This window comes from Qipengyuania atrilutea (genome assembly GCF_013370205.1).
Taxonomy (GTDB): Bacteria; Pseudomonadota; Alphaproteobacteria; order Sphingomonadales; family Sphingomonadaceae; genus Actirhodobacter; species Actirhodobacter atriluteus.
Genome location: NZ_JABWGV010000003.1, coordinates 427,501 through 439,788, shown reverse-complemented (window position 1 = coordinate 439,788; position 12,288 = coordinate 427,501). Strand labels below are relative to the sequence as shown.

The following is a 12,288-nucleotide window of genomic DNA, read 5'->3' as shown; positions in this document are numbered from 1 at the left end:
ATACGCCATCGGTTAAAGGCGCGGTCCTGCAAGTCTGATACGCATCAGCTTGTCGTTCGCCGCCAGATACAGCCAGTCCCGCTTCGGTCCGCCGATAGTCACGTTGGCGACCGGACCGCCCGTTCGCACGGTGCCGAGAAGCTCGGCTGACGGAGAGAAGACGAGCACACCGCCCGGCCCCGTCGCATAGATGAAGCCCTCCTTGTCGACGACCATGCCGTCCGGAAGGCCGGGATTTTCGGACCCGATCAGCGCGGTCGCATCGTAGAACACGCTTCCGTTGCCGAAACTGCCGTCCGGCTGCCGCACATAACGCATCCAGATCGCGCGCTCGGAATTGCTGTTCGCCACATAAAGCGTCTGCTCGTCCGGCGACAAAGCAATGCCGTTCGGCCGCGTGAGGCTATCGTCGATCAACGTAACAGTTCCGCTCTTGTCCAGGCGGTAGACCCCGTTGAAGGCCTGCTTCTTAAGCGGTGAAGCATCCTCTGCGGCAAGACCGTAGGGCGGATCGGTGAAGTAGAGGTTCCCGGCCCGGTCGGTCACGAGATCGTTCGGGCTGTTGAACGGCTTGCCGCCGAAACGGTCCGCCAGATTGCGCTTCGCTTTCGTGGCGAGATCGAGCTCGTACACGGCGCGGTTGCCATGATCGGCAAGGAGGATCGTGCCGCTCCTTAGGCCTGCAAGCAGTCCGTTCGCACCGGGCGAGCCCATTCCCTCGACCGGCGCGCCCGTAAATCCAGAGGGCTTCATCCAAAGTTCGAACCCGCTGCCTTCCGACCATTTATGGATCGCATTACCGGGCACGTCGGTCAGCAGCAGATAGCCGCCGCGATCGTCGTCGATCCACACCGGCCCCTCCGCCCATTGCAGGCCCGATCCGAGCGTTTCCAGTTCGCTACCGCTAGGTATGAGCGCTGCGAGCCGGGACGAATTCTGACCGCTCGGCGTGACCGCGCCTTGGCCCCCGCGCAAGTCCGCGGCGCCGGTTTGAGCGCAGGAAGCAACTAGCAAAGCGCTGCTTATCGCCAGAACTCTCATCACTCGCATAGCCCGATCCCTCCGCTTGCAGCCCATCGCCGCGCGGCGTGTTCTAGCAAAAGTCCCATGCGTTGAAAGTCCCTCGGCACCGAGCGCGCGCTTTACTTGCATGCGGCGATAACTAACTAACACGCCCACAAAGGCTCAAAACAGGAGGCCGGGCATGGTCGCGCGCGCTTTATTTGCCGACAAGGGCTTCGTGAGAAACCTCGGTTTCTGGATACCGCTCGCACTGGTAATCCTAGCCGTGCTGCTCGGCATTCAGGTTTCCGCCGGGTTCCTGTGGACGCTCGTCCTGTTCGCACCGCTCCTTTCTCTCGCGGTCTGGGACATGATCCAGACGAAGCATTCGCTACGCCGTAATTACCCCCTGACCGCCCGCTTCCGCTGGCTGTTCGAGGATCTGCGGCCGTATCTGCGCAGCTACATCGTCGAAGGTCCGCTGGAAGGGCGTCCGTTCGACCGCATGCAGCGCTCGCTCGTCTACGCCCGCGCGAAACGGCAGGAAGACGCCCATCCGTTCGGCACCGAACTCGACGTCTATTCGGAAGAATACGAAGCGCTCTGCCACTCGATCAACCCGAACGCCGGCGCGCCGAAACGCACCCGCGTGAAAGTCGGGACCGATCAGTGCAGCAAGCCCTACGAGGCAGCGCGGCTGAACATCAGCGCGATGAGCTTCGGATCGCTTGGCGACCACGCTATCGAAGCTCTCAACCTTGGCGCAAAGATCGGCGATTTCTATCACGATACCGGGGAAGGCGGCCTGTCGCGTTATCACCTGAAGCACGGCGGCGACGTCGTGTGGGAGATCGGCTCCGGCTATTTCGGTGCGCGCGACAAAAACGGCAATTTCGATCCCGAAAGCTTCCGCGACAAGGCGCAGAACGACCAGGTCAAGATGACGGAGATCAAGCTCAGCCAGGGCGCGAAGCCCGGACACGGCGGATTGCTTCCGGCTCCGAAGGTTACCAAGGAAATTGCCGAGACGCGGCAGGTTCCGGAAAACGAGGACTGCCTTTCCCCGCCGGGCCACTCAGCGTTCTCGACGCCGCGCGAAATGCTCAAATTTGCGGCGAAGATGCGCGAACTCTCTGGCGGCAAACCAATTGGCGTAAAGCTGTGCGTAGGCATGCCGCACGAGGTGTTCGCAATCTGCAAGGCCATGGTAGAAAGCGGTATCACGCTCGACTTCATCGTCGTGGACGGCGGAGGCGGCGGCACCGGAGCCGCACCGATGGAATTGTCGAACCATGTCGGACTGCCGCTGCGCGTAGGCCTCTACTACGTAAACAACGCGCTCATCGGCACCGGCCTGAAAAGCAAGATCCGGCTTGCCGCAGCGGAGAAGGTATTTTCCGGCTCCGCGATTGCGATGAACGCGGCGCTGGGCGCGAACTGGTGCAATGCCGCGCGCGCGTTCATGTTTTCACTCGGCTGCGTTCAGTCGATGCGGTGCCATACCGGGACCTGCCCCACCGGCGTGGCAACCAGTTCGCCTGCCCGCCAGCGAGCTCTCGTCATTCCGGAGAAAGCGCAGCGGGTGGCGAACTTTCAGTCCAAGACGCTCGACAGCCTGCACGACATCGTCGTCGCATGCGGCCTTCAGTCACCGGACGAGTTCACCCCGCGGCACCTGCGCCAGTGGAAGAACAACGCGCAAATGATACCGTGGTCCGAAATCGTGCATGAGGTCGAGGAAGGTAAGCTTCTGAGCGAACCCGACGACACGCCCTTCGCGGATTACTGGCGCATGGCGGATCCGGATACGTTCAAGCCGGTTGCTTGATCCGACCGGGCGTCAGTTCGAGCGCAGAACTCGAGATTATCTGCGTCACGAACCGCTTGTCTGCCGCTCTCGCTCGTGAATACGTTCGGCGCGTGCGATCGTCTCTTCAGCGATCGAGAGGTGAAGCCGCTCCACCATCTTCCCGTCGACTTCGATCACGCCCGCCTCGGCATTTTCCGATCGCGCGAACGCAGCGACGATATTCCTGGCGTCGGCTAGCTGCTCCGTCGAAGGCCCGTAGCATTCATTGGCTGCGGTGATCTGTCCGGGATGTATCAGCGTCTTGCCATCGAACCCGAAGTCCCGGCCCTGACGACATTCTGCGGCAAAGCCCGCATGATCGCCGAAATCGTTGTAGACGCCGTCGAGGACGGTCAAGCCCGAAGCGCGCCCGGCGGCGACTGTCAGGGCCAGCATCGCTATCAAATTGGGTCGCCCTGGCATCGGTGCGGCGCGCATTTCCTTGAGCAGATCGTTCGTCCCGGAAACGAAGCCGGACAAGCGGGAAGACCGCGCCGCGGCGGCGATCTCCGCGAGCGCCATGATGGCGGCGCATGTCTCGATCATAGCCCACATCGCGAACTCGGGCGGCGCGCCTTCGAGAAGCTTGTCCACCTCCTCGACGTCCGAGGCGCTGTTGATCTTTGGAACGAGTACCCCGTGCGCGCCAGAGTAGGCAATCGCCGGGATGTCATCCCGGCCCCACGGGGTATCGAGAGCATTCGCCCGTATGACCAGCATGCGCTCGCCGAGTGCTCCGGATCCTGCAAATTCGAGAGCTGCCTCGCGCGCTGATACTTTCGCGCTCGGCGCTACGGCATCTTCGAGATCGAGGATCACTGAATCGCAATCCAGCGTCGGAGCCTTTTGCAGCGCGCGGGAATTGCTAGCGGGTACATAAAGCGCGCTTCGAAGGAGCATCGTCATAGGTGGCGTTCCAATGCGATTTTTCGGTTCAAATACGGACGGATTTGCGATCGCTGAAAACAGGATCGGTAGTCAAAAACAGAACGCGTGCCGAGAAGCAAACTCAGGCCTAAGCACGTGGGGGTAGGAAGGAAGCTGCAGACGGCCTTATAGCTATGGGCCCCTATGCGGTTCAATCGGCATATTCCTGAGCGAAAAGATGTCGATTTAGGAACCGACGAGCGCCAATCCACACCATCTGCACAACAGATCGTCGCGATCTAGCACCGAACATCGGGCTAAGAGCGCAGTGACGGGCGCATTTAACGCGAAGATTCTGGAAAGCGCCATCAGAGCGAGGCTTTCGGGACGATACGGCCGGTTTTCGATACTAACGCGATCAAGAGCGAAGACATCCAAACTTACTAAACCGCCCCGCTTCGCTGAAGGCAATCTCGACCAGACATACGAAAAACCGGCCGCCTCATAGAGAAAGCCGGCGAATTTTATAAAATGGTTGCGGGGGTTGGATTTGAACCAACGACCTTCAGGTTATGAGACGGATAGCTCTATTCCCATCTAGCTGATTTTATTCAACTAATTAGGTTTGCCATAATTTTTGTGTGAGTTTTTGTGCGAGAGCAGAAGCCCCGAAAGCGAGCAAATACGCCGATTCACGCGCTACTCGTTGATTCTATCACAACTGATTCTCGTCGCAACCCCGAAGAAGGAAGCGAAGGCACGTCGGTCACAATGCGATCTCGTCCGCTAGTTCAAGATAGCGACAAAACGCGTTCGCGAGCTGCATCTGCTGTGGGGTCCTGCATTCTGCTTCGAAAATCTGTGGTGATGCGACAAGGATGGCAACACACTTCGCCCTCGATGTAGCGACATTAAAGCGGTTCGCACTGTAGAGAAACTCCATACCGCGCGGAGCATCGGCATGGCTCGATGTCGCAGTCGAATAGATTGCGATCGGAGCTTCTTGACCTTGGAACTTATCGACTGTGCCGACACGCGCTCCCGGAAGGCGTTGCTGTATCTCGAAGACCTGCGCGTTGTAGGGAGCGATAATGAGAATGTCTTCGAGGCTCACAGGCCGCTCAGCCCCCTCGCGATCAATCCAAGTCGGCGCGTCGGCGAGAATGCTATTCACCAGTGACGCGACCGCCTCTGCCTCTTCTATGGAAGAACTTTGATTGCCCGCATGATCGACAGGGAGATAGCGCAAGCCGCTCCCTTGGATGATGCCAGCCGATCTGATTTCCTGCTGCTCGCAACCTGCGACCGATGCGAGCTTATCATCATAAAACAGCTCTGAGGTGAATTCGCTTATCTCTGGATGCAAGCGCCAGGTATTTTCGAGAAACAATCCGCAGTCTTCTGCGATTGTGTGTTCGTCGCCGAGAACGTGTTCAAGACAAGACACGCCAGCACCATCCGGATGTGTTCCCTGCGTCGGCTGATCGAGCTGTTGGGGGTCGCCTAACAGAACAAGTCGTTCCGCACTCGGGGCGACGGCGGCCACATTTGCAAGAGACATTTGCGCCGCTTCATCCACCACCAGAACGTCCAGAGTCTCTTGAGCATCGACCCTCGCCCATAAGAAGTGGGTCGCTCCGGCGACCTGACAACGACCCGAAGCCAAAGCTGATAAAAGAGCGCTATTGTCTTTAGCGAAGGCAAGGCGAGGCTGATCCGGCTCCATCTCTTTAGGCTTCTGGACACACCTGAGATCGAGGCCAGCCTCCTCAGCAGCTTCAACAACCTTGTCGAGAAGGTTTCGAATGACCTTGTGACTATTTGCCGTGATCCCGACACGCTTACCTTGGGAGACGAGTTCGCAGATCATGCGCGCACCCGTGAAGGACTTACCCGTGCCAGGAGGCCCTTGGATAGGAAATACCCCCGGATGCAATCCGGTTGCCACTCTCAAAGCAGCTTGAAGTGTGTCCTCATCATCTTCACGAACCTGACCGCTGTCCAAGCTAGGGGGAAGCCGCAAGAGCAGCGCGCGTGCCGCACTGTACGGCCCGTCACCGGTAATCCCGTTGTCCGCGACATACTCACCTAGTCGTAGCAGAGAGTCCGCCTGCTCCTTACTCCCGTACATGGTGTGTGCGAAGACTCCGACAGGATGCTCAGAGGCGGTCTTGCCCATCTTCTTGATGTCGACCGTCCGGTCTTCCGACGAAATCTCGACAACCTCTCCGAGAGTTTCGCCGCCAGCGCTTCTTAGTTTCTCACCGCCGCGAAGATCGGTGTCTTGTTGGGGGAAGCGGTATCTGTGCGTCGGAATACCTCTCGCCGTTTCATCAACGGTCGCGATCAACTCTAGACCAGACAGAGCCGCACGTTCATCTGTCAATTCTTCTGGCGTAAGCGCCGCCAGCCTGAAGTATTCCCACCACGCGGCCTTGTCCTCTCTTCGGTGCCAATCCAGCAGATAGGCGAGAACCCAGGTTGCTTGCTGCTCGGCTGAGCGAGCTTCGGGATCAACAGGAATCCCGTCGACCAAACGCTCGATCAATTCTTGAACGCGCTGCTGTCGCTCGCTGAGTTCCTCACTAGGTCCGTCTTGTCCGGGCTCTGGTCTGGGAACGTGATTGCCGTCTAAAATGAGCTCAGCTCGGCGCTCTTCTAGCCAATCGCGTAGAGCAAGCGTGGAGGCGCAATCATCACGATTGTAAAGTTCCACCATTGTTTTGTCTTCGTCAGTGATCGCTTCTGTGTCGCCGAGTTGGAGGCCTGCCTGCAAGCTTGCCAGTGCGATGTTCGCGGCCTTGAGATCGGCATCGCGAGCGTAGCCATAAAGCGGTTCAAGCTTCTTGATCGAATAGCTTTCGACACCGGCACGGAGCGCGTTTCGTACAACGCTGTAGAGATCAACCAAGACCTTGCCGCGCAGGAGATTGTCAATCTCATCTTCACGGGTCGCATAGCGCCCCATCAGACGCTTGAGAGCGCCTGGCTCGTATGGTGCGAAGTGATAGATATGGAGGTCTGGGTATTGCTCTCGTCGTTGAGTGACAAAATCGACGAAGCTCTCAAAGATTGCTTTCTCGCCGTCGCGATCAAATGCCCAATCGCCTGCATAGACGATTTCGCCGCTTTCATCGCGATACTGATATCCGAAAAGATATTCGAGGCCATGTTCGCCGACGAACGGATCGCCTTCGATATCAAAGAAGATATCACCGTCTGAAGGTTCGGGAAGGAGACAGAGGCCTGTCGTTGGATCAACAGGAAGCATCTGGAATCTTAACTCGCCGGATTCTCGACTTTCGATCTGAATACGTGCCTGCTCACGGGCTTTCTCGAACGAAGCAGGTGAACCGCGTTCTGGATTGAATGGGATCGGAACGGGCATTTCAGCCAACGCTGCGGTCGTCGTTATGCCCTCAGACTGAAGTTCGCTGATCTGCGTTTTTGATATGTTGGCGACCAAACAAAGATGGTCGTCGTCACGGCGGCGCTTGTCGCAGCGCTCAGCCCAACGGCAAACGTCGCAATGCGCCCTCGGATCGGGATAACACTCTTCAACGTCATCAAGGCTTGTCGCCGCCTCGGCAGCGGCTTTTGCACGGCGAAAGAATGCTGCATAGTCTGCGTAGCGAAAGCTTTGTGGCTCGAACTCAGACCAGGGAGCAACGACATGCACGTTCTCCGGGGGTCGACCTTGCATCTCTTCTAGGAGATCGGCGTAGAGGCAGAGCTGGAGCACCGACCCGCCCTTTGTCTCGCGCGCCAGTTTTGTATCAATCACCTCATACGACCAGTCCCCAAGATCGCTTGGGGAAGCGACCTTTCTCAAAACGTCAGCTCTACCCGCCCAACGGTCGTTTTGCATGGCGGCCTGAATGATAACGTCCACCCCGGCTTCCATCGCTTCACGAGTGGCTGCAACGGCAGACGGTGTGATGTCGATCCCCTCGATAAGGGCGGAAGTTAAGCCTTGGTCCTTCAGGTGCTGTATGAAGGCATCTTCATGACGCCGGCCCCTCTCTCGAAGGATTTCAAGAAGCGGGTCCCAAATGTGAGGCTTTGAAAGGGTCCCTTCACAGACCCCGATATCGAGCGCAGTAAGATGGCGACAGTTTAGGTGTCCGACCAAATCGGATGCAGAAAGCTGTATAATGTCGCCCGACTTTTTCATTCAAAGACTTTGTCCCTCTCATGCCAATCCGACAATGCCGACGTCGTTCTTGTGAGTAGATAAATCACGGGAGACTTGCCATGACAAACTTCGTCAGTTGAATTAACCGGAAATAGTTGGTTACTGGAGCAGGAATTGAACCTGCGACCTCAAGGTGATGAGACTTGCCAGCTACCAAACTGCTCCAACCCGCGCCAAGAATTTGTATTTTCGATAGTAGCTTAGCGCGGGTCAACCGATTCGATTTGTTCTGTAAAACCGTTGAATGCTGTGCCGATTCAGTCATCGCATCCAGCCACGCGCGGGACAACGGTGCCGAGTACATTATCAAGCCAAGTTATTGGCCCTCCCCTCTCAATGCAGCAAGTGAAGAATGCGCGCTGGCGTGCGCGTGTAAAAGCTACAAAGAACGAGTTTAACTCCTCTTTGCGTTGCGGGCTCAGGCTCCACCATGATTGGTTGTCGAGGCCGAAGAAGATCATCGTGTGAAATTCCATGCCCTTGCTCTTGTGGATGGTCATGAGCTGGACCTGCCCCTTACCTTCGAAGCAATCAAGAACCTGTCCCCACCCTTCCGCATCATCGGCACATTCGCGGAGCAACTCAATGAGGCCCGATTGCACCCGAAGGTAATCGGCTTGGCGACTGTATGCGGGATTGGCCTGCCGGATCGCACTCTCACCAACTGCCGTGATTACGAGAAACGCCAGGTCTTTGGCCGTCTCGACAGTGGGTGGATGGTCACGCATGTCTGCACCGGTTGCGGCAAAGAATGCTTCGGCAGTCTCGATGCGCTGATCGGGATTGGTTTCACCGTCAGCCAGGGCGTAGAAGTGATCGGGCAATCCTTCAATTTGGTCGACGTTGAACACTGTGTAGGCTTTCAGAAACGGAATAGCCTGATCCTGATCTTCGCCGGTCTCGGGATCGGTCTCGGTGCGAACCAGTGTATTTGCATAGACGACGGGCGAGCCCTTCTCGCCTTTGCGGACACATCCGCCAAGTTCGATGGCCTGTTTGAAGGTCATCCAGATGGGAGCGGCAAAGCCGTGACCCATTGCCGAGGCCCAGAGGCTGAGGATGTTGATCCCCGAGTAGGGCTGACCATTGAAGCGCAGCGGGCGCGAGACAGCTCCGGCGGCATGCGCTGCATTCCAAGGCTGCATCCACGGTTTCGTACCCTTTTCGAGTGCCGCGATGATCTGATTTGTGATCCGCGTGTACCCGCGCAAACGAGCCCTTCAGATGCGGATAGTTGGCATCGAACCGCTCGGCGATAAACTGCGCATGCTTATGGTTCTTCGCAAAGATAATAGTCTTGCCCAGCCGGTCGCCTTGCCCGCAATCGCCTGCTCGTAGTGAGAACGAGCCGCGCCGAAAGCTTCCAGCGCTTCGCGGTAGTTTTCGTCGGCCGCGATCTCCTCCGGATCGGTCAGCCGTCCTTCTTCGTCATATTGCGTTGGCTCGGCGGGCTCAGCGGGCGGTGATGGCGCTGGTATGATAGCCTGGTACAGCTCGGAAAAGAGTTCGCTTGGCGAATCCCTGTGTTTGGAAAGCTTGACGAAGACTTCCGACCAAACCTTGTCCCAGACATTGAGAAGCTCGCCACGCATCTTTACAGCTCCCCTCGAAATGCCTGATGTTGAAGGGATGCGAAAAGGTCATCCAGTCGATCTTTTTTTGGGATCAAATCATCTAGAAGCTTCTCCACAGCCGCGATTTTTTGCGAGAACTCAATCTGTTTATTCAAGTCGGGGCAAGGGATTTCCAGTTTTTCGAACTCTGACTTCTTAAGGATCGGCAGGGTCGTTGAGGCGCCTTTCCCTTTATGAATTATGACCGGCCTCAGTTCTCGCATTGCATAATAGCCGAATGCGGGATCAATTGGATCAAACCATTCTATGGCGTTGATCTGCTGATTGAAGGCAGACTTTTCCCTCGAACGGTCGATTTTCCCAATAGTCGCCCCAATACAGCAAACCATGGTTGCATCCGGTTGGACCACTCGTGATTTGCTTGCACCAAGCTCAGTAAGAGTCCGCTTCACTGGTTCACCGGATGCTAGGTCGCCTGGCGTGACAAAAGGCACAGGGCCGTCAAAGTTCTCCTTCTCGCTTGTCCGCGGCGTTGAGCCTGTAGAAACTTTTCCAAGCTCTCTAATCGGCTTTCGCTGGCTATCATCGCCATTGAACATCTCATGAAAGATGGCGTGACCGAGTTCGTTGAGGCGGTCGATGGCTCGCTGGCGCTTGCGGCGCAGCTCATCCGCTTGATCGAGGATCGCTGCGATACGCTTCTGCTCATCGAGAGATGGGCAAGGAATCTCAGATTTTGAGATGATCTTATCCGAGACTGCCGGATAGCTTGCTCCGGTAGCCTTTTGCACCATGTCCTTCACAAACTCTGATGATTGCACCCAATGGAATAGATAGCTGGCATCCAGTTTTGAGGGCTGCGGTCTGAGGACACAAAAGCCTGTCGATGCGGTAGCGTCGTCGAGATTGCTCGGGACTCGGGCAACGCCATTCAAGTTGGGTCTAACCGTTGAAACCAAGATGTCACCCGCCCTCACACGCTGCCGAGCTCGACTTGGAGCTTCATGTCCGAGTATCGATTGGTATCCAGTAATTGCTTTCGTGGCGTTATCGACGGCTCCCAGATCAATGTAGGCCAATTTATGATCGGGTGCTTCTCGAACCGGATTCCAAGATGCAACCTTTTCAACAAGGTCGCCGAGTTGTGCAGTTTTTGTGTGCAATGAACTCATGCCAGCATCGCCTCCAACTTAGTGAGGCCGTCGCTGATATCCTTTTCGAGGGCACGCAGGTCTTTGATTATATCGGCGGGTTTGTCGTGCTCGATTTCTGCATGCTCGACTTGCTTGTAGCGGTTGAGTGAGAGATCGTAGGTGCCGGTGGCGGCAATGTCGTCTTTTGAGACGCAGAAGCTCTGCGCGGTTTGCGGGTTTTCCAACTCACTCCCCTCACGCTCGAACCAGCGAGACAGCGCATCCGGTAAATTGTTTTTATCAAGTTCTCCTTCGCTCAAGTTTGCACTCGGCAATGCGCCGAGTTTCTCGTCAGACACGAGGGGATTGCGCTTATCATCGAGAGAGAATCCGTCTGCCTGAAGGTCATAGAACCAGACATTTTCAGTTCCACCGACCCCGGTCTTGGTGAAAAGCAGGATAGCGGTCGATACGCCCGCATAGGGGCGGAAGACGCCAGATGGCAGTTTAACGATGCCTTCTAGCTTGTGCTTCTCAACGAGCATTTCACGGAGCGATTTATGCGCGTTCGATGAACCGAACAGGATACCGTCGGGTACGACCACCGCCGCCCGTCCACCTGTTTTGAGTAAGCGCAGAAACAGCGCAAGGAATAGCAGTTCGGTCTTCTTCGTCTTGACAATCTGCTGGAGGTCTTTGGCAGTGGTTTCGTAATCAAGCGATCCCGCAAAAGGCGGGTTAGCGAGGATGAGACTGTATTTTCCGGCATCCTTTCCGTGCTCTTCAGCCAGACTATCGCGGTAACTGACATCAGGATTATCGACCCCATGCAGGGTCATGTTCATGCTGCCAATACGAAGCATGGTGGGGTCGAAGTCGAACCCATGAAACATGCGCTCGTGGAAGTGCCGACGTAGCTTCTCGTCGCGAAACAATGCAGGATGATTGTCACGTAGATATTCACCTGCCGCGACCAGGAATCCGCATGTGCCCGCCGCAGGATCACAGATAACGTCCTCAGGCGTCGGCTTGGTCATTTCGACCATCAACTGAATGATATGGCGCGGCGTCCGGAATTGCCCGTTCGTGCCTGCACTCGCGATCTTGCCCAGCATGTATTCGTAGAGGTCGCCTTTTGTGTCGCGATCCTCCATCGGGATTTTGTCGAGCATATCGACTGTCTTGGCGAGCAATGCGGCGTTGCTAAAACCAAGCCGCGCATCCTTCATGTGCTCGCCATAACTTGACCCTTCTTCACCAAGCTCGCGGAGGAAGGGAAAAACGCGGTCGGCAACAACGTCCATCATCTCGCGCGCTTCGAAGTTCTTGAAGCGTGACCAGCGGAGATCGGAATAAGGACGGCCTTGCTCATCACTGCCGTCCGGAAAAATGCGACGCTCGATCTCGATACCTAGGTTGGCCGCCTTGTTCTCTTCAAGGGTCTGCAAGTCGTCCAAGCGCTTGATGAACAGAAGATATGTGATCTGCTCGATCACAGAGAGCGGGTTCGATACCCCTCCGGCCCAAAAGGCATTCCATATCTGATCAACTTGATTTCGAATTTCACCGGTGAGCATCTTGCCGCCTATCCCTTTGTGGATTCCTCAATCCATTGTTCAATATCGGAGCGCCTAAATCGCCAAGCGCCGCCGACCTTGAAGCCAGGGA

Annotated in this window: 9 protein-coding genes (1 of these 9 only partly in view); 1 reads left to right on the top strand and 8 read right to left on the bottom strand. The window is 56.5% G+C overall.

The genetic code is table 11. From position 1 onward, the window contains the following. Nucleotides 1-12: 12 nt before the first annotated feature. A complete protein-coding gene (locus tag HUV48_RS10160) occupies nucleotides 13-975 on the bottom strand; it encodes an SMP-30/gluconolactonase/LRE family protein (RefSeq protein WP_217906773.1) in 963 nt (320 codons plus the stop codon). Nucleotides 976-1,204: 229 nt separating this feature from the next. On the opposite strand from HUV48_RS10160, the gene HUV48_RS10155 reads away from it, so the two are divergent. Further along, complete coding sequence (locus HUV48_RS10155; protein ID WP_176267655.1) at nucleotides 1,205-2,830, top strand: FMN-binding glutamate synthase family protein; 1,626 nt, start codon at nucleotides 1,205-1,207, stop codon at nucleotides 2,828-2,830. A gap of 45 nt (nucleotides 2,831-2,875) precedes the next feature. Here HUV48_RS10155 and HUV48_RS10150 read toward each other — a convergent pair whose 3' ends face one another. The 7 genes from HUV48_RS10150 to mads1 all read right to left on the bottom strand — a co-directional run. Continuing rightward, complete coding sequence (locus tag HUV48_RS10150; protein ID WP_318656087.1) at nucleotides 2,876-3,751, bottom strand: HpcH/HpaI aldolase/citrate lyase family protein; 876 nt, start codon at nucleotides 3,749-3,751, stop codon at nucleotides 2,876-2,878. A 733-nt stretch (nucleotides 3,752-4,484) separates the two neighbouring features. After that, nucleotides 4,485-7,892: a TM0106 family RecB-like putative nuclease gene (locus tag HUV48_RS10145; RefSeq protein WP_176267653.1), complete on the bottom strand. Its 3,408-nt coding sequence runs from the start codon at nucleotides 7,890-7,892 to the stop codon at nucleotides 4,485-4,487. Nucleotides 7,893-8,170: 278 nt separating this feature from the next. Further along, entirely contained in the window at nucleotides 8,171-9,124 is a 954-nt protein-coding gene (locus tag HUV48_RS14250; protein WP_217906772.1) for an ArdC family protein, read from the bottom strand. A gap of 9 nt (nucleotides 9,125-9,133) precedes the next feature. Next, nucleotides 9,134-9,505 (bottom strand): hypothetical protein, encoded by a 372-nt coding sequence (locus HUV48_RS10130; protein WP_176267652.1) that lies wholly within the window; start codon nucleotides 9,503-9,505, stop codon nucleotides 9,134-9,136. Between the two features lie 2 nt (nucleotides 9,506-9,507). After that, nucleotides 9,508-10,659: a restriction endonuclease subunit S gene (locus tag HUV48_RS10125; RefSeq protein ID WP_176267651.1), complete on the bottom strand. Its 1,152-nt coding sequence runs from the start codon at nucleotides 10,657-10,659 to the stop codon at nucleotides 9,508-9,510. Continuing rightward, nucleotides 10,656-12,197 carry a type I restriction-modification system subunit M gene (locus tag HUV48_RS10120; protein WP_176267650.1) on the bottom strand — a complete coding sequence of 514 codons (1,542 nt, stop codon included), beginning with the start codon at nucleotides 12,195-12,197 and terminating at the stop codon, nucleotides 10,656-10,658. Before HUV48_RS10120 ends, HUV48_RS10125 begins: the two co-directional genes overlap by 4 nt. Nucleotides 12,198-12,205: 8 nt before the next feature. Next, nucleotides 12,206-12,288, bottom strand: partial view of a methylation-associated defense system helix-turn-helix domain-containing protein MAD1 gene (mads1, locus tag HUV48_RS10115; RefSeq protein WP_176267649.1) — the 3' end only. It continues 91 nt past the right edge of the window; 83 of the gene's 174 nt are visible here — the last part of the coding sequence; the start codon falls outside the window, past its right edge; the stop codon is at nucleotides 12,206-12,208.

Excerpts from the sequence above, each read along its gene's own strand:
- HUV48_RS10155 (WP_176267655.1), top strand. The coding sequence starts at position 1,205 with ATGGTCGCGCGCGCTTTATTTGCCGACAAGGGCTTCGTGAGAAACCTC.
- HUV48_RS10150 (WP_318656087.1), bottom strand. The coding sequence starts at position 3,751 with ATGCTCCTTCGAAGCGCGCTTTATGTACCCGCTAGCAATTCCCGCGCG.
- HUV48_RS10145 (WP_176267653.1), bottom strand. The coding sequence starts at position 7,892 with ATGAAAAAGTCGGGCGACATTATACAGCTTTCTGCATCCGATTTGGTC.
- HUV48_RS10130 (WP_176267652.1), bottom strand. The coding sequence starts at position 9,505 with ATGCGTGGCGAGCTTCTCAATGTCTGGGACAAGGTTTGGTCGGAAGTC.
- HUV48_RS10125 (WP_176267651.1), bottom strand. The coding sequence starts at position 10,659 with ATGAGTTCATTGCACACAAAAACTGCACAACTCGGCGACCTTGTTGAA.
- HUV48_RS10120 (WP_176267650.1), bottom strand. The coding sequence starts at position 12,197 with ATGCTCACCGGTGAAATTCGAAATCAAGTTGATCAGATATGGAATGCC.